Source organism: Streptomyces qaidamensis, from assembly GCF_001611795.1.
GTDB lineage: Bacteria > Actinomycetota > Actinomycetes > Streptomycetales > Streptomycetaceae > Streptomyces > Streptomyces qaidamensis.
This window is the reverse complement of the sequence record NZ_CP015098.1, coordinates 3,930,104-3,950,429: the sequence shown is the minus strand read 5'-3', so window position 1 is coordinate 3,950,429 and position 20,326 is coordinate 3,930,104. Positions and strand designations below refer to the sequence as shown.

Here is a 20,326-nt window from a genome sequence, read left to right as displayed (position 1 = left end):
GACGTGCGCACGGCAAGCAAGGGGAAGGTCAAGACACCGTAAAATAGTTCGGTGAGGTGACCTCAGTTTACGTACATGAACGGGATGGTGTGGTCGGAGGGGTGGCCGAAAACCGCCCCCGGATGCGCCTCAGCGCATCAGTTCGCCCGCGTTCACCAACAGCGACTGCCCCGTGATCGCCCGCGCCCGGTCGGACGCGAGGAACACCGCCGCGTCCGCCACGTCCCCGTCCGTCGCCAGCTCCGGCAGCGCCGTCCGGTCCGTCAGCCTGCCCAGCACCGCCGCCTCCGACACACCCTCCGACCGGGCCGCGAACCGCACGTACGCCTGCACCGGCGGCCCCCACATCCAGCCGGGCAGCACGGTGTTGACCCGGATCCGATGGGGCCCGAGCTCGCGCGCGAGCGAGTACATCGCACTCGTCAGCGCCCCCTTCGACGCCGCGTACGCCGCCTGCCGCACCTGCGACGGAGCCGCCACCGCCGACTGCGTCCCGACGAACACCACGGAACCGCCGCCCTGTTTGAGCGACGGCAGACAGGCCCGCGTCATCCGCAGAGTGCCCAGCAGGTTCACCTCCAGCACCGACCGCCAGGACTCGAAGTCGGCGTCCTCCAGCCCGCCGAAGTAGCTGTCCAGCGCGGCCACGTGCACGACCGCGTCGATCCCGCCGAACCGCTCCCGCGCCAGCTCCGCCAGTGCCTCGCACCGCGCCTCGTCGGAGATGTCCGTGGCCCGGTACGCGGTGCACGCCCCGGCGGGGTCGATGTCGGCGGCCGTCTTCGCCAGGCTCGCCTCCGTACGGGCCCCCAGCACGGCACGCCCGCCGTCCCGTACGACGGCCCCCGCGACCTGCCGCCCGAGCCCGGCCCCGACCCCCGACACGACGACCGTCTTCCCCGCGAGCAGTGACATGGCAGGACCTCCCCGGACCCGGACCCTGGCGTTCTATCTGACGGAGCGTCAGAGTATGAACCGGCCTCCGACGAAGGGGAAGGGCATGAGCGAGGACACCCGCAGCGAGCTGTACGCCGAACTGGCCGCCGTCGGCCCCTACGGCACCCACCCCGGGCACGCCCTCATCACCATGGTCGAACCGCATCCCGGCCACGAGTACGCGTACAACCGCTGGTACGAGGACGACCACTACTACGCCGGCGCGATGGCCATGCCCTGGATGCAGGCGGGCCGCCGCTGGGTGGCCACCCGCGACCTCCAGCTCCTGCGCTACCCCGAGAAGTCGGCGATCGCCCAGCCCGTCACCGCCGGCTGCTACCTCTCCACGTACTGGATCACCCACGGCCGCTACGACGACCACATGCGCTGGACCGTCGCCGTCAACAAGCGCCTCAACCGGGACGCCCGCGTCTACCACGACCGCACGCACGTCCTCACGGCGTTCCAGAACCACGAGACGACGGTGTACCGCGACGGGGCGGCCGGCCCCCGGGACGTCCACGCCCTCGACCACCCCTACGCGGGCCTGGTCCTCCAGGTCGTCGAGGCGGACACCCCCGAGCAGCGCGCCCCGCTCCTGGAGTGGCTGCGCACGCGCCACCTCCCCAAGCGCCTGGCGGGCTCCCCGGCCGCCCTGGTGACGGTGTTCAGCCCGACGCCCCTCCCGGGCGACCGCATGACCTACGTGAAACAGGTCGAGGGCGTCGACACCCGCCTGACGCTCCTGTGGTTCCTCCAGACCGACCCGGGGGAGTGCTGGAACCCGTGCTTCACCGGCCTCGACGCGGCGGTGACGGAATCGGGTCTGGGCAGGGTGGAACTGGTGGCCCCGTTCATCCCGACGGTGCCGGGCACGGACCGGTACGTGGACCGGCTGCGCTGAGGCTCAGCGCAGCTCCTCCGGGCACGGCGTCCCCCGGGGGAGCTGGTACGGCGCCGCCAGACGGTACGTGCCGGCCTTCGGGGCCAGCAGCTCCGTCCACTTGTCGCCCTGCGCGTCCTCCTCCGTCTCCGTCAGGCAGCCGTTGACGTTCACGTACGTCTTCGGCTCGCCCTCGGGACGGTTGCTGGACTCCTCCGTCTCCTGCGGCGGCTTCAGGCTCTTGCCCTCCGCGTCGACGATGCTCAGCCACGGCGAGTACGGGATGCGCACCAGGATCCGGCCCGCCTTCTTCACCTGGAGGACCATCTCGCCCTGCTCGGCCCGGTCGACCACGGCGTTCGGCTCGGCCAGCGGGGTCGGGTCGCTCACCTTGAACAGCTGCCAGGTGGCGTCACCCCAGATCTGCGTCAGATACGGCAGCCCGCGCCGCACCAGGGCCCGCTCCCGCTGCCCCCCGTCGCCGTCCGGCTCGCCCTTCGGCAGCACGACGTAGTGCACCGCCCAGCGCTTCAGCCACTCGTGGTAGTTCGCCGAGTTGAGGGTGTCGTCGTAGAAGAGGGGGTTGCGCTCCATGTCGGCCTGGCGGTTCCAGCCGCGGGCCAGATTGACGTACGGGGCGAGCGCGGAGGCCTCACGGTGGGAGCGGGCCGGGACGACTTCCACCCGGCCCTTCTCCGCGCCGACCTCCTGCAGCTCGTTGACGAGCGGCGCCAGCTCACGCGACCAGGACGCCGCCGGGGCCGTGTGCACGACGTCGTCGACCGTCTTGAAGCCGATCCACACGCCGAACCCGCACAGCGCCACGACGGCCGCGTACCACTTGCGGCTGCGCGGCACCGTGAACGGCAGTGCGGCGACCAGCGCGACCCCGGCGAACAACATCGCCAGCCGGGTGATGTTCGAACCGATCTGGGAGCTGATCAGCCACACCAGCACGACCCCCAGGCCGTACACCGCGGCCGTGAGCCGGACCGTCTTCCACTCCTGCGGGACCAGCACGTAGGCGAGGACCGAGAACGCGAGCGGCAGCAGCACCGAGCCGATCATCATCGGCTGCGTGCCCGAGAACGGGAACAGCCACGCCGACACCGCCACCACCGCGCTCGGCGCCAGGCCCAGCGCCCACGCGCCCGGCCGCCGCTTCTGCAGGAACAGCGCCACCGCCACCAGGCCCACGAACAGGCCCGCGACCGGCGACGACATGGTGGCCAGCGCGGCCAGCGGCGCCGCGCTCAGCGCCTTCGCCCAGCGCTTGTAGCGCCACCGGTACGGCCAGCAGAACACGACGGCCACAGCGCCGAGCGCGAACATCATGCCCAGCCCGAACGTCACCCGCCCGGACACCGCGTTGCAGAACAGCCCGAACACGCCGGCCAGCGACGCCCACAGCGGGTTGAGGACGGAGCGGCTGCGCAGGAGGAGCAGCGTCAGCAGACCGGCCGAGACCGTGCCCGCGATCATCATCGTCGTCCGCACGCCGAGCACCGACATCAGATACGGCGACACCATGCTGTACGACACGGGGTGCATCCCGCCGTACCAGGCGAGGTTGTACGCCGAGTCCGGGTGCCGGCCGACGAACTCGGCCCACGCGTCCTGCGCGGCCAGATCGCCACCACTGTTCGCGAACGTGAAGAACCAGAGGATGTGCAGCGCCGCGGCCAGGCCCGTGACGGACAGGACCGGGTGCCGCAGCATGCGCTCACGCAGCGCCAGTACGGGGGCGGGCCACTCGAACCGCGAGCCGCCGTCCTCAGGCGCGCCGCTCCCGGGCGTGCTGTCTTCCGGTGCTTCGGGCAGGCGTATTCGCGGACCTGATACCGAGCCCGGTCCGGTGTCGTCTGCGCGTGTCGGCTCCGCAGTGGCCACTCGAAGGCACTCCCCGTGTCCCGTCTTCTGTTCTCGGCCTGTCCCGGTTCGGGACGCTAGCACGCACCCCGCCGGGCGGCGCCCGTACGGGCCGTTACCGGCGGAGTGCGGTGGTGCGGGTCGCGTCCCGGGTCAGCCGAGGCGCGTGAGCTTGGCCGCGAAGCCCGGCTCCACCAGGTCCTTCTGGAGGGCCACCGGGACCTTCACGGCGCTGGTGGTGCCGTCACCGACGGTGAGCGTGCCCACCTTCGCACCGGCTTTCGCCGTGTGCGGCAGGTCGTCCGCGGCGAACGTCAGCTTGACGGACAGGCCCGCCCAGCCGACGGCCGTGACGTCCTTGGTGACGGCGACCGGCGTACGGCCGCCGAGACCGTCGTCGGCGTACCCGACGACGTCGCCCTTCTTCAGGATCGTCGCCGACTCCAATGCGCCCTGCGCCGCCCGGATCAGCTTGTCGCCCTCGTGCAGCGCGGCGCCCAGGATCGTGTTGTCCGGGCCGCCCGCGGGCTGGCGCACGACCGCGCCGATGATCCGGCGGGTCTCGCCGTTCACGTCCTTCTTGGCCGCGAAGACGAGGTTGCCGAGCGCCGAGGTGGTGGTGCCGGTCTTGATGCCGGTGACGTCGTTGTAACCGACCAGGCGGTTCCAGTTGTCGTGCTTCTTCTGCTTGTAGTCGACGTACGACATCATCGCCGCGACCTCGCGGAACACCGGCTGCTGCATGGCGGCCTTGGCGAGCTTCACCTGGTCCACGGCCGTGGAGACGGTCGTGTTGTTCAGGCCCGACGGGTCGGTGTACGTCGTGTTCTTCATACCGAGGTCCACCGCGGCCTGGTTCATCTTCCGAACGAACGCCTTCTCGGACCCCGCGTCCCAGCGGGCGAGCAGTCGCGCCACGTTGTTCGCGGACGCGATCAGGATGCTCTCCAGGGCCTCCCGCTCGGTGATCCGGTCGTCCTTGGTGACGTCGACGGTGGACTCCTGGCCGGCGTCGGACTGGTCCTGGGCGGCCTGGTCGATGAGGATCTTCGGGCCGTCCGCGCCGCTCTTGAGCGGGTGATCGCGCAGGATGACGTAGGCGGTCATGACCTTGGCGACGCTCGCGATCGGGACGGGCTTCTGCTCGCCGGAGGACCCGAACGTGCCGATGCCCTGGACGTCCAGCGCGGCCTGGCCCTTGGTGGGCCAGGGGATGTCGACCTTGCCGCCCTCGAAGGTGTAGCTGTCCTCGGCGGTGAGCTCCAGAGTGGGCGAGGGGAGCGGGCGCACGCTCTGCACGACCGCGAAGACGACCACCAGCAGCAGCACCAGCGGGGTCCAGATCTTCACCCGCCGGGCCGCCGTCCGCAGCGGGGTCTCCGGGGGCGGCGGGGTGTTCGTCAGCTCGGCCAGCAGATCCAGCGGCGGCCTGGGCGGAAGCGGCTGCTGCGTGGTCCGCTCGGGGCCGACGGTGGGGACGGGCGCGGTGGCGTCGGCCGGGGCGACTGCCGGGGCCGATGCGGGGGCCGATGCCGGGGCGGCCGGCTTCCTGGCCGACGGGTCGTCCAGCGGCTTGAGCGCGACGAACTTGCTGGTCCGCTCGGCGTCCTTCTCCGGGACGTCCTTCTTCGGGACGTCCGTCTTCGGGAGGTCCGTCTTCGGGAGGTCCCTGGCCGCGCCCCCGAGCTTCAGCATGGTGGTGGGCTGATCGACCGGAGGCCGTACGACCTTGAAAACGGCGGTGGGCTGGTCGACGGGGGGTGCGGCGGGTGAGCCGTCGGTGTCGTCGTCCGACTCGCCGGTGACGTGGTCGGCTTTGCCGGGCTTGTTCTCGGCGGCGTCGTCCGTGGAGTCGGAGCCGGTGGCGTCGGAGCCGGTGGCGTCGTCCTCGGTGTCGGTGGCCTTCGAGCCCTTGACGTCGTTGTCGGCAGCGGGCTCCGAGGGCTCGGAGTCCTCGGCGTCGGTCCGCTCGTCCGCCTCGACCTCGGCCTCAGTCTTCGCCTCGGCCGTGTCCTCGGCGTCGGCTTCGACGCCGGCGGAACGGTCCGCCTCGGGCTCGTCGGCGTCATCGTGAGCCGCCCCAGAGCCCTCGGATGCCGTCTCTGCGGCTTCCTGGGCGCCCTCGGCGTCCGTGCCGGCCTCCGCGGGCTCGTTCGCGCGTTCGGGCTCAGCCTCGTCCGTGCCGGCCTCCGCGGGCCCGTCCGCGCGGTCGTCCTCGGCGTCGGCGTCCGCGTCGGCCTTCCCGCCCTTCTCCGCGCCCTCGGCGGCAGCAGGCTCACCCTCGTCCGCAGACGCGACCCACGCGGCGACGGCATCCCGCAGCCGCCCGTCCGTGCCCTCGGACCCTTCGGACCCCTTGGATCCCTTGGATCCCTCGGAGGAGCCGGAAGTGTCCTGCCCCGCGTCAGCCGCCGCGTCCTCGGCGTCCGAGTCGCTCTCGGCTGCCTCGGGGCCCGAGTCGCCGTCGATCCGCTCGGCATCGTCCTCGGTGTCCGAGCCACCCGCGGCGCGCCCCGTGCTCTCCGGCTCCTCCGCCGTCCGCGTGGACAGCACGCGGGTCGCCGTATCGGCACCGCCTCGCGCGGCGGACCTCTCCGGGTCCCGGGCCACCGCGAGCCGCGGGTCGGCGACTTCACTCCTGGCCTCCGGAACCGGACTCGCGCTCCCCGACGTCTCTCGTGCCGACGACTCGCGCTGCTTCGACCTGTCGGGGGACTCGCCCGCCACCGATGCCTCCTCCTCGCGCCGCATGCCCCGCGTGCGCGTACCGAACCGTGAACCGCCGCCCGTGACACCGCTCCGGCGCTGTCCGAACCATGTACCAGTGTCCTGTGTGCGGGCCAAACCCATCCGGTAGACGAGAACGACATACCTACTGGTTCCACTACGAACCGGTCACGCACCCTCGACAGACCAATGTGAGAGGGGTCACCCTGTCTTTCATCCACGCGGGGAGGCATGGATGGGCAGGAGCCGCAGAACACTTCCGGAGGAGCTTCTGCTGCTGGCGTTGGACCCGACCACGGGTACCACCGCACAGCCGCAGTCGCTCGACCTCGGTCTGGCCGGAGCACAGCTAGTGGAGCTGGCGCTGGCCGGACGGATAGCCCCAGACGGGGATCGTATCGCCGTGGTGGCACCACGGCCGACTGGAGATCCAACGTTGGACTGCGCGTTGGAGTTGCTGCGAAGGCGTGGCGCTCCCGTGCGGGCAGTGAACTGGATTGGCGGGCCGCGACTGGGGCTGCGCCAGACTTACCTCTCGCATCTGGAGCGGTGCGGCATGGTGCATGCCGTGGCCGGTCAGATGTGCGGAGTGCTGCCGACGACTCGCTACCAGGCGACGGACACCGAGATCAGCCGGGAGATCAGGGCCCGGCTGGACTCCGCGATCCGCACCGGCGTACCGCCGGACCCGCGGACCGCGGCACTCGCGGCCCTCGCTCACGCGGTCGGTCTCGGCAAGCACCTGTACCCGGGCAACGAGGGACGCTCCTCTCGCTCCCGGCTCAGGGACCTGATCAGGCACGACCCCATGGGCGGTCTCGTCGCGCACGCGGTGATGGACGTCCAGAACGGCGTCGCGGCCCAGCCGCGCCGCAGCCCGGCACCGTCCGGCCGTCAGACGGCCGGTACGGCCAGGCCCGCACCGGAACCCGCCCGCGGCGTTCCGATGCAACCGCGCCACGGAAGCATGGCCCGCGCCGTGGCCCACTGAGCCGCGCCGCACCGGCACGACCCGGTACCAGTACGACCTACGACCGGCACACGCACCACGGGACTCACGACCCGGTCACGGGAGCCGCTGTCCGAGCGGGGCGAAGAGAGCGCACACTCTCTCCGCCCCGCTCGGCGTGCCGTGTCCGAACTGGCGTGTACCCGTCGCATATCCACCGTTTCCCAGCGGTAGTAAGCACCTTGGTGGCAGTCTGCTCAACAGCAGATACGCAAAGTAGAGGCACGCAGCCGGAGGTGCACGTCCCGTGGCGTCCAATGTCAATCCCACCGTCAGGCGGCGCCGGCTGGGCCAGGAGCTCCGCAGGCTCCGTGAGCTCAAGGGCATGACGGCCGAAGAGGTGGCCGAGCGGCTGCTGGTGTCGCAGTCGAAGATCAGCCGCCTGGAGAACGGGCGGCGCAGCATCAGCCAGCGTGACGTGCGCGACCTGTGCGGGGTCTACGAGGTCGAGGACCAGCGGATCGTCGACTCGCTGATGCAGATGGCCAAGGACTCCCGGCAGCAGGGCTGGTGGCACGCCTTCGGGGACATCCCCTACAGCGTCTACATCGGCCTGGAGACGGACGCCGAGTCGCTCCGGGTCTACGAACCCCAGATCATCACCGGCCTGTTGCAGACCCGTGCGTACGCCGAGGCCATCATCCGGGGCGGTTCGCCCGAGGCCTCGGAGGCGGACAACGACAAGCGCGTCGAGGTCCGGCTGCGCCGGCAGGGCCGGATCACCGCCGAAACGGAACCGCTGCGGCTGTGGGTGGTGCTGGACGAGGCGTCCCTGCACCGGATCGTCGGCAGCCGGCCGGTGATGCGCGAGCAGCTGGAGCACCTCGTCGAGATGTCGCAGCTGCCCCACATCACCGTGCAGGTCCTGCCGTTCGAGGTCGGCGCGCACGCCGGCATCAACGGCCAGTACTCGATCCTGGAGTTCGCCGACGCGGCCGACTCCAGCGTCGTCTACATCGAGGGCGTCACCAGCGACCTGTACCTGGAGAAGCCGCTCGACGTGCAGAAGTACACGGTGATGTACGAGCACCTGCGGGCCCAGTCGCTGAACGTGGACCAGTCGCGGCAGCTCATCGAGCGCGTGGCGAAGGAGTACGCGCGCTGAGCCACCGCCGGAGGATGACCTTCCGTCGGGCGAAGCGCGGGATACTACCCCCTGACACGCCCGACTGGAAGTCTCCCCTGGAATATGCCATCCGGTCGAGTGAATGACTGCTCCGAACGATGAAGGTGGCGAGTAGCGTCGATCACGCCAACCACCAGCACGGGTTGGCGTAAACGCAACTGGCAACGGAGCGAACATGGCAATTCGTCTGGGCGCCACGGAAACGTGGACGACGTCCTCCTACACCAACAACAACGGCGCGTGCGTGATGGTCAGGTCGACCGTCGACGAGGCCCTGGAGCTCGGGGACACCAAGATCCCCGAGGGCCCCAAGCTGGCGTTTCCCGCCGCCGCGTGGAACGCCTTCGTGGACTCGGTCAAGGCCTGACCCAGCGCTCGACCGCACCACACGCACCACCGACAGAGCCCTCTCGACCAGCATCGCCGTCCTAGCCGAGAGGGCTCCCTGGTGCCCGCGGGACCTGAGCAGGGCCCGAGGGGGGGATCAGCTCACCGGGAACGCCACGTCACACACCGGGTCCTGAGGTCCCGCCGCCGCCCAGTCCGCGAAGTAGAGCTCCCGGCAGGGGCCGGTCGCCGTCAGCCCCCGCGCCGCCATCCACTCCTCCACCGCCTCGAAAGCAGCCAGGATCTGCGGGTGCGCCACCTGCGCCTTGGTGATCCTGGTGTACGCCAGCCGCCGGGCCGGTTCCACCCTGACCGCCGTCTCCCCCGCCCGGCCCCGCCGCTCGGCCCAGGCCCGGGCCGCCGCCTCGTCGGCCACCGGCACGCACGCCTCCGCGGGGCCGTCGCTCTCCATCGACACCTCCGCGTGATAGGCGACGTACGGCACCCCGGCCACGCCTCCGCACTCCCGGGCCGCCTCCTCCAGCCGGCCCAGCGCCGCCCCGATCCACGCCGGCAGCTCGTCCGCGAGCGTGTGCCGCTTCTCGGAGATCACCACCTGCGGGGGTGCCTCCACCGTCTCGACCGTGAACTTCCCGTACATCTCGGAGCTCCTCCCCGACAGCCGTCCACGGAGGTACTCGGCGAGCGTCCGCTGCCCCGCCACCCGCGCCTCGACATCCGCCCAGTACGCGCCGAGCAGCTCGGCCGCCCCGGCCCCGTCGCCCGCCTCGACCACCTCGGCGATCCGGGCGAGCGGCATGTCCAGCTGCCGCAGCATGGCCACCAGCCGGGCCCGTTCGACCTGCCCGGCCCGGTAGTAGCGGTAACCGGTGGCCTCGTCGACATGCGCCGGGGCCAGCAGGCCCAGCCGGTCGTACAACCGCAGGGCCTTCGCCGACAGGCGGGCGCGCGCGGCGAACGCCCCGATGGTGAGCAAGTCCTGGTTCGGTCCGTCCACCACGGCATCCTCCGTCGTCGGGCGGCTCTTCCGCCCGACGACGAGGACACTCGGGCCTGCCCCAGGGGCAAGGTCAAGCAGCGGGACGTCAGGCCAGCTCGGCCTCGATCGCCGTCACGATCTCCGCCGAGTCCGGCTCGGTCTGCGGCGAGAAGCGGGCCACGACCCGGCCGTCGCGGCCGATGAGGAACTTCTCGAAGTTCCAGCGGATGTCCCCGCTGTGCCCCTCGGCGTCCGCGAAGCCGGTCAGGCGGTCGTACAGCGGATGCCGGTCGTCGCCGTTCACGTCGACCTTCTCGGTCATCGGGAACGTCACGCCGTACGTCGCCGAGCAGAACTCGGCGATCTCGTCGGCGCTGCCGGGCTCCTGCCCGAGGAACTGGTTGCAGGGCACGCCGAGGACGGAGAAGCCGCGCGCGGCGTACTGCTCGTGGAGCTTCTCGAGGCCCGTGTACTGCGGGGTCAGGCCGCACTTGGAGGCGACGTTCACCACGAGCACCGCCTTGCCCGCGTACTGGGACAGGTCGGCCGGACCGCCCTGCAGCGCACCGATCTCGACGTCGAGGGGAGAGGAACCGTTGGTAGTCGTCATGCCTCAGACCCTAGCTCCGGTGAGTTCCGGGCCTCGGTGGCCTCCACCAAAACCTGCCCCGCCGCCGTCCGCGAGTACAGCACCGACCTGCCCGCCCGCCGCCGCTCCACCAGACCGGCGTCCAGCAGCACTCGCAGGTGCCGCCCGACCGAGCCGAGCCCCTGCCCGGTCACGGCGACCAGCTGGCTGGTGCTCAGCGGCGAGCCGAGCCGGACCAGCACACCGGCGCGAGCCGTACCGAGCAGCGCGCCGAGGCTCGCGGGCGCGGGCCTGCCGCCCGAGTCGGCGAGTGCCCCGGCGCACGGGTAGACCAGCGCGTACCGGTCCGTGCCCCCCCAGGCCACCCAGCCGATGCGCTGCGTGGTGATCGGCACGAGCACCAGCTCGGCGCCGGACAGCTCGCGCGGCGGGTATTCGTGCGCGTTCACCTGGAGCCGGTTCTCCCCGAGCCACTGCGTCCCCGGCCGCAGTGTGTCCAGCGCGCTCGCCCAGCCGCCCCGGCTGACCCGCGCGGTGCGTGCGACCACATCGGCTTCGAGGATGTGCCGGCGCTGGGACCAGTACGGCCGCACCGCCGTGGTCCAGACGTACGTCAGCAGGTCCGCGGCGCGCTCCGGGAGGTCGTCCCGGTGCAGCACCGCGGGGACCGGGCCGCGCAGCGAGACGGTGAGGTCGGCGCGGGCCGCTTCCGGGTCGGCCGCCCGCACCCGCGCGACCTCCTGCTCGAAGGGCTCTCCGTCACGCGGGGCGGGGGAGAGGAAGTCCGCCGTCCACTCCCGCCCGATCCCGGCGCGGATCAGCTGCGCGGTCACCGGGTCCCGGGCCAGCCGCCGCCGGTAGGCCGGCAAATGGGCGTCGAGCCACCGCCGCTCGCCGGGGTGCGCCGCGTCGGCCGCGTGCAGCAGCCGCAGGCTCGCGAAGGCCTCGGCGAACGGCGAGATCACGAACCGGCTCCCGGCCAGGGTGTCGGCGCTGATCTGCCACCAGCCCATGGCCCACCCCCTCTTCGCGAGGTTTCGCGTCCGCGCGAAACAATAACCACGCGATCAGAGGGCGTCGAAGACTCCGCCCATGCGCAGCTACCGCGAACTGTTCCGCACGCCCGAGTTCACCCCGTTCTTCCTGGCCGCGTCGGCGCAGACCGTCGCCCAGACCATGGGCGGGCTGGCCCTGGGCACCCTGGTCTACCGGGCGACCGGCTCACCGCTGCTGTCCGCGGTGAGCATGTTCGGCTCCTCGCTGGTGCAGGTGCTGGGCGCGACCCTCCTGCTCTCCGCCGCCGACCGGCTGCCCCCGCGCGCGGCCCTGACGGCCCTGCCGCTGCTCTTCGCCGCGGCCACCGCCGCCCTGGCCCTGCCCGCAATGCCCGTTTGGGGGCTCTTCGTGGTCGTCCTCGCCAAGGGGCTGGTGGAGTCGGTGGGCGGGGGAGTGCGCTGGGGCCTGCTCAACGAGATCCTCTCCAAGGACGGCTATCTGCTCGGCCGCTCGGTGTTCAACATGATGAGCGGCGTCATGCAGATCGCCGGTTACGCGGCCGGCGGCGCCCTCGTGGCCCTGCTGTCCCCGCGGTTGTCGCTGCTGGCCGCCGCCGGGCTGTACGGCGCGGCGGCCGTCGTCGTCCGCCTCGGCCTGACCCGCCGCCCGCCCCGTACGACGGGCCGCCCCTCGGTGGCGGCGACTTGGCGCGCCAACGCGCTGCTCTGGTCCTCCCCGCCCCGCCGCCAGGTCTATCTGGCCCTGTGGATCCCCAACGGCCTGGTCGTCGGCTGCGAATCCCTCTACGTCTCCTACGCCCCCGACTCCGCCGGCACCCTCTTCGCCTGCGCCGCGCTGGGCATGCTCGCCGGGGACGTGCTGGTGGGCCGCGTGCTCCCATCCGGCCTGCGCTCCCGCCTGGGATTCCCGCTCCTGCTGCTCCTGGCGGCCCCGTACGTGGTGTTCCTGCTGCGTCCGGCGCTGCCGCTCGCGGCGGCCGCGGTCGCGCTGGCCTCCGTGGGGTTCGGCGCGAGCCTCGTGCAGCAGGAGCGACTGGTGGCCCTCACCCCCGACGGGCTCACGGGGCATGCCCTGGGTCTGCACTCGGCGGGGATGCTCACGATGCAGGGGGTGGCGGCGGCGCTCGCGGGGTCGGTCGCCCAACTGACGTCCCCCGCCGTGGCGATGGGGGCGATGGCCGTGGCGTCCGCGGGGGTGACGCTGCTGCTGATGGGCGCGGCGAAGCGGGAGGAGCCGAGGGCGGTGAGCCGCTGACGGGCTCTCAGGAGGGTGAGCCGCCGGAAGCGGAGACGGTCGCGGTCTCCACGAACACCTCGGGAACCTCGTTGTCCACGACGACCCTCGACAGCAGACGGGCCAGCCGGTCCCGCTCGGTGCCGCTCAGCCCGGACGGCAGCGCCTCCATACGACGGCAGGTCTCGGCGTAGAACTTCCCGGCCAGCGCGGCTCCTTGGTCCGTCAGTCCCACCCGCACGGCCCGTCCGTCGCGCGGGTCGGCCTCCCGGCGTACCAGCCCTCGCCGCACCGTCCGGTCCACCAGCCCGGTCAGTCCCGACTTCGCCAGCCCCAGCGTCTCGCCGAGTTCGCTCATGCCGTACGGCCGGGACATCAGCACACACAGCAACTGCCCCTGCTGCGGCGTCAGTCCGTACGCCCGGCTGGCCTCCGCGTACACACCGTCGACCAGGAACGCCGCACGCACCAGCGCGGCGACGACCCCCACCTGTCCGGCTGCCCCGTTCCCCATCGGGTCAGGGTACCGACCGGTCTGTCGACGTGCGGGGCGTGTGTGTCACTCCTCGTCCGGGGCCTCGCCCTCGATGAGGCGTTCGGCGATGTCGTCGGCCCACTCCTGGGCCCAGCGGCGCAGCCCGGCGACGGCCGGGGCGTCGAGGCCGGCCACGGTGAACGCCCTGTCGTCGAGCCAGTCCGTGCCGGTCAGCCGGGCGTGGAGGTCGGTGAGGTCGAAGGTGTCGGGGGCGTGGCGGCGGCCGAGTTCTTCGAGCTCGGGGTGGCTCCAGCGGGCCGAGGCGGCGTGTACGTCGACCAGGTCGCGCGCGAGTCCGCGGTCGGCCAGGTCCCGCACCCGGGTGCCGACGAGGTCGTGGAGGGAGAGCGCCGGGCCGAGTTCCGTCTCCACGGGCGGCCGCCACAGCACCTCCTTGTGCAGGGCGACCTCGCACTCCACGCCGCTCGCCGCGTCGGTGACGAGGAACTGGGCGGACAGCGGCCCGGTCTCCAGGGTCTGCACGAGCCAGCCCCGCCCGACCAGCCCGGTCCGCACGGTGTCCGCGACGACCTCCATCGCGGCCGGGTGCTCCGTGGCGGCGTCCACGGCCGGCCCGGCCCGCTCCAGGAGCCCGTGCGCCAGGACCGCGTATCCGCCGGCGAGGACGAGGGAGTAGGCCTCTCCCACCGCCAGCAGATCACCGAGGAGCCGGCCGGCGGGCTCGGGGACGGAGGGAGGGGCGGGCATGTCCTGATTATCGCGTGGGGGCGGGCGGGGGCTGCGGCGACCGGACCGGACGGGTGACGCGCTCAGGGACGCGGGGAACTGCGCGACCAGCCCCACGACGCCGCACCGGACCTGGTGAACGCCCTACGGCTTGCGCCCTACCCCGCAGTACGCGTCCACGGCGCCGTCACCGAAACCGGCGTCACCAAAAGCCCTTGGCCGCCACTCGGGCACCCTCACCACACCGGGCTCCACCAGCTCCAGCCCGTCGAAGAACCCGGCGATCTCGGCGACCGGACGGACGTGGTACGGCACCGCACCACTCGCGTTGTACGCCTCCGACGCGGCGATCATGCCCTCGCTGGTCGCGGTGCTGTCGCTGATCACCAGGTGGCTTCCGGCCGGCAGCCCGGCCATGAGCCGCCGTACCAGCTCGCGGGCCCGCTCGTAGTCGGCGACGTGGCCCAGGGTGTTGAGGATCATCAGGCCGACCGGCCGGGAGAGGTCGAGCGTGCCGGCGGCGGCCTTCAGGACGGCCTCCGGGTCGTACAGGTCGGCGTCCAGGTAGGCGGTCCTGCCCTCGGGGGTGCTGGTGAGGAGGGCGTTGGCGTGGGCCAGCACGATGGGGTCGTTGTCGACGTAGACGATCCGGGAGTCCGGAGCGACGCGCTGGGCCACTTCGTGCGTGTTGTCGGCGGTGGGCAGCCCGGTACCCACGTCCAGGAACTGCCGTACGCCCTGCTCACCGGCCAGGTACTCGACGGCCCGCCCCAGGAAGCGGCGGCTCGTGACCGCCACGTCGACGAGCCCCGGGAAGATCGACTTGATCTGGTCGCCGATCTCGCGGTCGACCTCGTAGTTGTCCTTGCCGCCGACGAAGTAGTTCCAGAAGCGGGCCGAGTGCGGCTTGGAGGTGTCGATGCGATCACGCAGGCTGTCGTCGGACACGGTGGGGCCTCCTGGAGGGCGGGGAAGGGGGACCGGCCCCCAACCTAGGCGAACTTCCCGATGCGATACGGGCGTTGCCCCGCCTGCCGGACGCCTGCCGTGCGGTTTCGGCCACGACCGGCCCGCTGCTACACCCCGCGGGAGGCGATACCGCCCAGGTCACCGCCGCCCTCGTGCCCGTGGCGCTGGGTGACCAGCCAGAACGCCCAGGCCAGGGCCCACAGCAGCAGCCCGGCGGCGACCGGGGTACCGAAGATGATCAGCAGTCCGGCTCCGATGTTGGCCCCGATGCCCCCCGCGGTCAGGATCCGCCACCCCACCCCGACCATGAGACCGAGCACCACCAGCGGCCCGAGCACCCCCCACCACCGCCGGTCCATCGCCCCGCGCAGCGTGCCCCGCACGAGCACCGCCGCACCGGCCACCGCCAGCACCAGCGCGAGCCCCCGGCGACGGCGGCCACGCCGTCCCCGATGTCCCACGGCTGAAACGCGTAGTCGAGCTCACCGGCCGGCAGCCCGTCGTGGTTCTGCTGCCCCATCAGCCCCCAGGCGGCCACAGGCACACCACCGACGAGCGCGGCCCCGGCCGCCACCATTCCCCGATCAGTCATACGACCAGGATCGGGGGATGGCACCGGGCCCGTCATGAGCACGCGTACTCAGGTATGCGGCATTCCGGCCCGGGCCCACGCCTCGAAGTGGTTCCCGGCCGCGATGGTGGCGCCCGTCCGCTTCGACTGCCGCACGCTCCCGCCCTGGTCGAAGGTGCGTATGCCCTCGACGCAGCCGTAATGGGGGAGCACGGTCACCGGGTCAAGCCGGAACCACGCTGCGGCCCGTCTCGTGCGCGTAGAGCGCCGCACGGTCCCGCAGGGCCGCGTGCACCGCCATCTGCGCGTCCCTGCGACGCTGGGCGGGGCCGTCCGGGAGGTGCAGGATGCCCGCGTTGCCACGGGAGCCGCGCTGGACCTCCGCCGTGCGCGGGATGCGCAGCGACTCGTAGCGGGCCAGGCGGTCCGCGATCGCCCCGGCCGGTGCGTCGGCGAGGCAGGCCGCCAGGTCCATCGCGTCCTCGATCGCCTGGTTGGCGCCCTGCGCCATGAACGGGAGCATGGGGTGGGCCGCGTCGCCCAGTAGCGTGATGCGGTCGGTGGACCAGGTGCGCAGCGGCGGCCGGTCGTGCAGCGCCCACTGGTGGGTCGTCTCCACGGCCGCGACGATGTCCGCGACCAGGCCCGTCCAGGAGCCGAAGACCGCCCGCAGCTCGTCGGGGTCACCGGGCCGGGACCAGGACTCGCGGGGCGGCGCGTCGGACGGCAGCGGCACGGTCGCGGCGTAACTGAGGTACGTGCCGGACGCGACCGGGTAGGCGACGAAGTGCCCGCCCGGCCCGAGCCACAGCCGCACCAGGCGCTCGCGGGCCTCGGCCGGAAGCGCGTCCACCGGAACCAGACCCCGGTAGATACCCAGGCCCGAGTAGACCGGCTCGTCGCGGCGCAGCGTCTCACGGACCGTGGAGTGGATGCCGTCCGCGCCGACCACCACGTCCGCCTCGCGCACCGAACCGTCGTCGAATGTGAGCCGTACGCCCGTCCCGTCCGGCCGTTCGCCCGCCGCGCTCAGCCGCTGGCCGAGGCCCAGCCGGTCCCGGTCGACCAGGGAGAGCAGCGCGTCGTGCAGATGCGCCCGGTGGATCGTCAGGTACGGAGCGGCGAACATGCGCTCGCAGTCGGCGCCGAGCGGCGTGCGCGCGATGGGCCGCCCGTTCCAGCCGCGTACCTCCATCGCCTCGATCCGCACCCCGTGCTCCCGCAGCGCCGGACCGAGGCCGAGGCGCAGCAGCGGCCGGATCGCGTTGGGGGAGAGCTGGACGCCGGCGCCCACCTCCGCCAGTTCGCGGGTCTGTTCGTGGATCACGTACGGCGTGCCGTTCGCGCCCAGCGCGCCGGCCAGGGTCAGTCCGCCGATGCCCGCGCCGACGACGGCGACCGTCGGCCGCTCCCCGCCGGACGGCTCCGCGGAGTTCCCGGGCAGCCGCCGCCCTCCTGTGTCTTCGCCCAACAGCACCTCGGGGACCGCCTTCCGGGTCTTGGCGTCACGTCCGTCACCGCCGTGGCGCGGGCGACGTGGACGCACTGTCATCGGTCGTGTCCCCGAGCATGTGGCGCCCGCCCCCGGGCGGCAACGTCATGCCCCCGCCGTGCTGACAACTGTCGCCGCTTGCGTGACGGACGTCATCGAAACCCCCGCCACGCCTGCTGCCGCACCCCCGACCGGCCCTAACTTCCGGAAGGAGAACACCCGTTACTACACCTGGAGGCACGCGGTGACACGCGAACGAGAAGTGGAGCGACCGCGGTGACCGCGGTGGCCGTCGACGGCCTGCTCAAGAGGTACGGGGACCACGAGGCCGTGCGCGGCGTCGGCTTCGCCGTGGAGGAGGGCGAGATCTTCGCCCTCCTCGGACCGAACGGCGCCGGAAAGACCACCACCATGGAGATCCTGGAGGGCTTCCGCCACCGCGACGGCGGCGACGTCCGGGTCCTCGGCCGCGACCCCGGCGACAAGGCCGACGGGCGGTGGCTGCGCGGGCAGATCGGGCTCGTGCTCCAGGACATCGCCGTCGAGCCGTACCTGTCGGTGCGCGAGACCATCGCCCGCAACGCCGGCTACTACCCGGCCCCGCGCGGCGTCGACGAGGTCATCGACCTCGTGGGGCTCGAAGAGAAGCGGGACGCCAAGGTCAAGGACCTCTCCGGCGGCCAGAAGCGGCGGCTCGACCTCGCCCTCGGCGTCATCGGCGACCCGAAGCTGCTGTTCCTCGACGAGCCGACCACCGGCTTCGACCCGGGCGCCCGCCGCGGAGCCTGGGAGGTCGTACGGAGCCTGCGCGACGCCGGCACCACCATCCTGCTGACCACCCACTACATGGACGAGGCGCAGGCCCTGGCCGACTCCGTCGCCGTCATCGCCGGCGGGCGGATCGTCGCCGCGGGCACGCCCGACACCATCGGCGGACGCGACAGCGCCCTCGCCCGCATCCGGTTCGCCCTGCCGGCCGGTGCCGCCATCGACGACGTGCCGATCCCGGTCAGCGACGCCGAGGACGGCCTCGTCACCGCCGAGGCCGAGGAGCCGACCGCCGCCCTGCACCGGCTCACCTCCTGGGCCCTGGACCGGGGCACGCCCCTGGAGCGGCTGACCGTCGAGCAGCCCACCCTGGAGGACGTCTACCTGGGGCTGACCAGTACGTACGCGGAGCAGGACGCCTCGTCCCCGTCCACCGGGCGGGGCAGCACACCGGCCCTGGCGGCGTCCGCCCGCCGAGGGCGCCGACCCGGACGGAGCCGACGATGACCAGCACCCTGCCCCCCACGACCACCGCCACCGCACGAAGGGCCGAACGCGCCGGACGTGAACGGCCCGACGAACGGGGCTCCCTCGCCCTGCTCGCCCACCAGATCCGCTACGAGCAGCTGTCGTTCTGGCGCAACCCGCAGTCGATGGTGTTCACCTTCGTCCTGCCCATCGTGATCATCTCGGTCTTCGGGGCCGTCTTCGCCGGCAGCGAGAGCCAGGACTTCTTCTTCGGCCTGAGCGGACTGCAGTACTACACGCCGGCCATCGCGGCCGTATCCGTCCTGGGCGCCTGCTACGGCCAGTTGGCGATCGTCCTCGCCATGCGCCGCCAGACCGGCGTCCTCAAGCGGCTGCACGCCACCCCGCTGCCCGCCTGGGTGTACTTCGCGGGGCTGCTCGTGCACTGCGTCGTCGTCAGTGTCGTGGACGTGGCCCTGGTCATCGGCATCGGACGGCTGTACGGGGTGCCGTGGCCCGCCGACTGGGCGGCCCTCGCGCTCACCCTGGTGCTCGGCGCGGCCAGCTTCTGCGCCCTCGGCGTGGGCGTGGCCTCGCTGATCCGCAACTCCGAGGCGGCACCCGCGGTCGTGCAGTTCATCCAGTTCCCGCTGGTGTTCATCTCCGGCAGCTACTTCCCCATCCACTCCGACGTCATGAACAACATCGCCGGGCTGCTCCCGGTGAAGCCGTTCAACGACGCCATGCTCGCGCCGTTCGCGCACCAGGGCGGCTTCCAGTGGAAGGAACTGGCCGTGTTGGCGGCCTGGGGTGTCGTCGGCGCCCTGATCGCCGTGCGCAGCTTCCGCTGGGATCCGCGCCCCGAGTAGAGCCGGGCGCGTTCCGACCCCATCGAGGGGGCCTCCCAGGAGGCCCCCTCGGCGCTTGTCGCCCCGGGGAGCGGCGGCCCCCCGGGGGAGCGGCGGCCCGCGGGGGACGGCGGTGCACCGGGTACGGCTGTGCGGGTGCGGGTGCGGGTGCGGGTGCGGGTGCGGGTGCGGGTGCGGGCGCGGGCGCGGGTCGCCGTCGTGCGGGAGGGACGAGCCGTGCGTCGCACACAGCGACGAGGCCCGGCCGGTGAGGGGAATCCGGCCGGGCCTCTGCGCGGGCGCCCACGGGCGCGGGGGATCACCCCGTGGGCGCCAGGCCCGGTGCCGCCGCCGGCACGGGGAAGACGTGGGACAGCCAGGCGTAGGTACGCAGTTCCTCCAGCAGGCTCAGACCGAGGCGGTTGTGGAGCATGTGCGCGTGCGAGAAGAGGATCATGCCGGGGTGGACCGGCGAGTGCCGCCGGATCTCGGCGGCGTGGGCGGTCAGGGCCTCGTGCCAGCCGGTGAACGGGCCGTGTGCGTCCGGGGCGACACCGGCCGTGGCCGGGTCCTGGACGACCGTGGTGATCCGGTCCAGCAGCTCGGCGGAGTGACCCGCGTCGCGCGCCCAGGCCCGCCAGGCGTCCCGGCCGCGCGCGAAGTAGTGGGCGCGTTCGTCCGGGCCGCCGAGGGCGACCGCGGCGGACAGCGTGCCGCGCAGGGCGAGCCGGGCGCGGCGGGCCTCGGAGGTGACGAGCGGGGCGAGACGCAGGACCAGTTCGCTGGAGAGGTGGAAGAGGGACTCGGCCGCCGGCATCAGGGCGCTGCCGCCGTACCGCTCGTACTCCGGGTCGTAGCCGGCGCGGTGCACGCCGGGCGGCAGCAGCGCCCGGACGGTGGTGTTGGCGCCGGTCTCCCCGGCGGCGGCCAGCCGGGACGCGCCCTGCTGGTAGGCCTCCTCCGCCACCGGTTCCTCGCCGGGCGCGAGCCGGCCCGCCTCGGCGAGCCGGTCGCGCAGGGCCCGCTCCACATGCGCGTGCGCGTCCGCGGACAGGTCCGCGACGCGCAGGCGCAGGTGAGGGCCCGACTGCCAGTAGCGGATGAAGAACCAGGGCGTCGCGGGCGGGAGTTCGGCGACGGTGGGGCCGATGACGTCCGTGAGGACGCGGTCGTGGGCGCCGCGGGCGGTGGTGCCGAGGTGCAGGTGCCAGGCGCTCCAGTCGTGCGGTGTGGTGGGCATGCGTGTTCCTTGTCCGGTCGGTGGGCTGTGTT

The 20,326-nt window shown here is 72.6% G+C and carries 19 protein-coding genes and 1 pseudogene; 7 read left to right on the top strand and 13 right to left on the bottom strand.

Features of this window, described 5'->3' with window-relative positions:
- Positions 1-129: 129 nt before the first annotated feature.
- Positions 130-915: an SDR family oxidoreductase gene (locus tag A4E84_RS17260; protein WP_062927442.1), complete on the bottom strand. Its 786-nt coding sequence runs from the start codon at positions 913-915 to the stop codon at positions 130-132.
- Between the two features lie 85 nt (positions 916-1,000).
- Between A4E84_RS17260 and A4E84_RS17255 the strand changes: the two genes are divergently transcribed.
- On the top strand, positions 1,001-1,840 hold the full coding sequence (locus A4E84_RS17255; RefSeq protein ID WP_062931488.1) for a hypothetical protein: 840 nt from the start codon (positions 1,001-1,003) through the stop codon (positions 1,838-1,840).
- Between the two features lie 3 nt (positions 1,841-1,843).
- Here A4E84_RS17255 and A4E84_RS17250 read toward each other — a convergent pair whose 3' ends face one another.
- Entirely contained in the window at positions 1,844-3,709 is a 1,866-nt protein-coding gene (locus A4E84_RS17250) for a DUF2062 domain-containing protein (RefSeq protein ID WP_062927441.1), read from the bottom strand.
- Positions 3,710-3,841: 132 nt separating this feature from the next.
- The gene (locus A4E84_RS17245) at positions 3,842-6,415 is read right to left on the bottom strand and encodes a D-alanyl-D-alanine carboxypeptidase (RefSeq protein ID WP_062927440.1); all 2,574 of its coding nucleotides are present in this window, start codon (positions 6,413-6,415) and stop codon (positions 3,842-3,844) included.
- A 235-nt stretch (positions 6,416-6,650) separates the two neighbouring features.
- Between A4E84_RS17245 and A4E84_RS17240 the strand changes: the two genes are divergently transcribed.
- The 3 genes from A4E84_RS17240 to A4E84_RS17230 all read left to right on the top strand — a co-directional run bounded on the left by A4E84_RS17240 (position 6,651) and on the right by A4E84_RS17230 (position 8,917).
- Positions 6,651-7,406, top strand: coding sequence for a GOLPH3/VPS74 family protein (locus A4E84_RS17240; protein ID WP_062927439.1), 756 nt, complete (start codon positions 6,651-6,653; stop codon positions 7,404-7,406).
- A 265-nt stretch (positions 7,407-7,671) separates the two neighbouring features.
- On the top strand, positions 7,672-8,529 hold the full coding sequence (locus A4E84_RS17235; protein WP_062927438.1) for a helix-turn-helix domain-containing protein: 858 nt from the start codon (positions 7,672-7,674) through the stop codon (positions 8,527-8,529).
- Positions 8,530-8,725: 196 nt separating this feature from the next.
- A complete protein-coding gene (locus A4E84_RS17230) occupies positions 8,726-8,917 on the top strand; it encodes a DUF397 domain-containing protein (protein WP_033312893.1) in 192 nt (63 codons plus the stop codon).
- A 117-nt stretch (positions 8,918-9,034) separates the two neighbouring features.
- Here A4E84_RS17230 and A4E84_RS17225 read toward each other — a convergent pair whose 3' ends face one another.
- From A4E84_RS17225 to A4E84_RS17215, 3 genes are all read right to left on the bottom strand, one after another.
- A complete protein-coding gene (locus A4E84_RS17225; RefSeq protein WP_107308338.1) occupies positions 9,035-9,898 on the bottom strand; it encodes a MerR family transcriptional regulator in 864 nt (287 codons plus the stop codon).
- A gap of 85 nt (positions 9,899-9,983) precedes the next feature.
- Complete coding sequence (locus A4E84_RS17220) at positions 9,984-10,487, bottom strand: glutathione peroxidase (protein WP_062927437.1); 504 nt, start codon at positions 10,485-10,487, stop codon at positions 9,984-9,986.
- Complete coding sequence (locus A4E84_RS17215; RefSeq protein ID WP_062927436.1) at positions 10,484-11,479, bottom strand: ArsR/SmtB family transcription factor; 996 nt, start codon at positions 11,477-11,479, stop codon at positions 10,484-10,486. The genes A4E84_RS17220 and A4E84_RS17215 overlap by 4 nt, the downstream gene beginning before the upstream one ends.
- Before the next feature lie 79 nt (positions 11,480-11,558).
- Here A4E84_RS17215 and A4E84_RS17210 point away from each other — a divergent pair, with 79 nt between their 5' ends.
- On the top strand, positions 11,559-12,737 hold the full coding sequence (locus tag A4E84_RS17210) for an MFS transporter (protein WP_062927435.1): 1,179 nt from the start codon (positions 11,559-11,561) through the stop codon (positions 12,735-12,737).
- A 7-nt stretch (positions 12,738-12,744) separates the two neighbouring features.
- Here the strand turns inward: A4E84_RS17210 and A4E84_RS17205 are convergent, their stop codons facing one another.
- From A4E84_RS17205 to A4E84_RS17185, 6 genes and pseudogenes are all read right to left on the bottom strand, one after another.
- Positions 12,745-13,230 carry a MarR family winged helix-turn-helix transcriptional regulator gene (locus A4E84_RS17205; RefSeq protein ID WP_079129000.1) on the bottom strand — a complete coding sequence of 162 codons (486 nt, stop codon included), beginning with the start codon at positions 13,228-13,230 and terminating at the stop codon, positions 12,745-12,747.
- A 45-nt stretch (positions 13,231-13,275) separates the two neighbouring features.
- On the bottom strand, positions 13,276-13,959 hold the full coding sequence (locus A4E84_RS17200) for a hypothetical protein (protein ID WP_062927433.1): 684 nt from the start codon (positions 13,957-13,959) through the stop codon (positions 13,276-13,278).
- A 123-nt stretch (positions 13,960-14,082) separates the two neighbouring features.
- Entirely contained in the window at positions 14,083-14,886 is an 804-nt protein-coding gene (locus A4E84_RS17195; protein WP_062927432.1) for an SAM-dependent methyltransferase, read from the bottom strand.
- Positions 14,887-15,014: 128 nt separating this feature from the next.
- Positions 15,015-15,368: a hypothetical protein gene (locus tag A4E84_RS17190; protein ID WP_159029586.1), complete on the bottom strand. Its 354-nt coding sequence runs from the start codon at positions 15,366-15,368 to the stop codon at positions 15,015-15,017.
- A 188-nt stretch (positions 15,369-15,556) separates the two neighbouring features.
- Positions 15,557-15,670, bottom strand: a pseudogene (locus tag A4E84_RS42240) (glycoside hydrolase family 11 protein); the annotation flags it as partial.
- Between the two features lie 31 nt (positions 15,671-15,701).
- A complete protein-coding gene (locus tag A4E84_RS17185; RefSeq protein ID WP_237304941.1) occupies positions 15,702-17,030 on the bottom strand; it encodes an FAD-dependent monooxygenase in 1,329 nt (442 codons plus the stop codon).
- 216 nt (positions 17,031-17,246) lie between these two features.
- Here A4E84_RS17185 and A4E84_RS17180 point away from each other — a divergent pair, with 216 nt between their 5' ends.
- Positions 17,247-18,245, top strand: coding sequence for an ABC transporter ATP-binding protein (locus A4E84_RS17180; RefSeq protein WP_062927430.1), 999 nt, complete (start codon positions 17,247-17,249; stop codon positions 18,243-18,245).
- On the top strand, positions 18,242-19,075 hold the full coding sequence (locus A4E84_RS17175) for an ABC transporter permease (RefSeq protein WP_062927429.1): 834 nt from the start codon (positions 18,242-18,244) through the stop codon (positions 19,073-19,075). Before A4E84_RS17180 ends, A4E84_RS17175 begins: the two co-directional genes overlap by 4 nt.
- 298 nt (positions 19,076-19,373) lie before the next feature.
- Here the strand turns inward: A4E84_RS17175 and A4E84_RS17170 are convergent, their stop codons facing one another.
- The gene (locus A4E84_RS17170) at positions 19,374-20,294 is read right to left on the bottom strand and encodes a thiopeptide-type bacteriocin biosynthesis protein (protein WP_062927428.1); all 921 of its coding nucleotides are present in this window, start codon (positions 20,292-20,294) and stop codon (positions 19,374-19,376) included.
- Between the last annotated feature and the right edge of the window lie 32 nt (positions 20,295-20,326).

Bases quoted from the DNA above. Each gene is read 5' to 3' on its own strand.
- A4E84_RS17255 (WP_062931488.1), top strand. From the start codon at position 1,001: ATGAGCGAGGACACCCGCAGCGAGCTGTACGCCGAACTGGCCGCCGTC.
- A4E84_RS17240 (WP_062927439.1), top strand. From the start codon at position 6,651: ATGGGCAGGAGCCGCAGAACACTTCCGGAGGAGCTTCTGCTGCTGGCG.
- A4E84_RS17215 (WP_062927436.1), bottom strand. From the start codon at position 11,479: ATGGGCTGGTGGCAGATCAGCGCCGACACCCTGGCCGGGAGCCGGTTC.
- A4E84_RS17220 (WP_062927437.1), bottom strand. From the start codon at position 10,487: ATGACGACTACCAACGGTTCCTCTCCCCTCGACGTCGAGATCGGTGCG.
- A4E84_RS17230 (WP_033312893.1), top strand. From the start codon at position 8,726: ATGGCAATTCGTCTGGGCGCCACGGAAACGTGGACGACGTCCTCCTAC.
- A4E84_RS17170 (WP_062927428.1), bottom strand. From the start codon at position 20,294: ATGCCCACCACACCGCACGACTGGAGCGCCTGGCACCTGCACCTCGGC.
- A4E84_RS17200 (WP_062927433.1), bottom strand. From the start codon at position 13,959: ATGCCCGCCCCTCCCTCCGTCCCCGAGCCCGCCGGCCGGCTCCTCGGT.
- A4E84_RS17185 (WP_237304941.1), bottom strand. From the start codon at position 17,030: ATGACAGTGCGTCCACGTCGCCCGCGCCACGGCGGTGACGGACGTGAC.
- A4E84_RS17205 (WP_079129000.1), bottom strand. From the start codon at position 13,230: ATGGGGAACGGGGCAGCCGGACAGGTGGGGGTCGTCGCCGCGCTGGTG.
- A4E84_RS17175 (WP_062927429.1), top strand. From the start codon at position 18,242: ATGACCAGCACCCTGCCCCCCACGACCACCGCCACCGCACGAAGGGCC.
- A4E84_RS17210 (WP_062927435.1), top strand. From the start codon at position 11,559: ATGCGCAGCTACCGCGAACTGTTCCGCACGCCCGAGTTCACCCCGTTC.
- A4E84_RS17260 (WP_062927442.1), bottom strand. From the start codon at position 915: ATGTCACTGCTCGCGGGGAAGACGGTCGTCGTGTCGGGGGTCGGGGCC.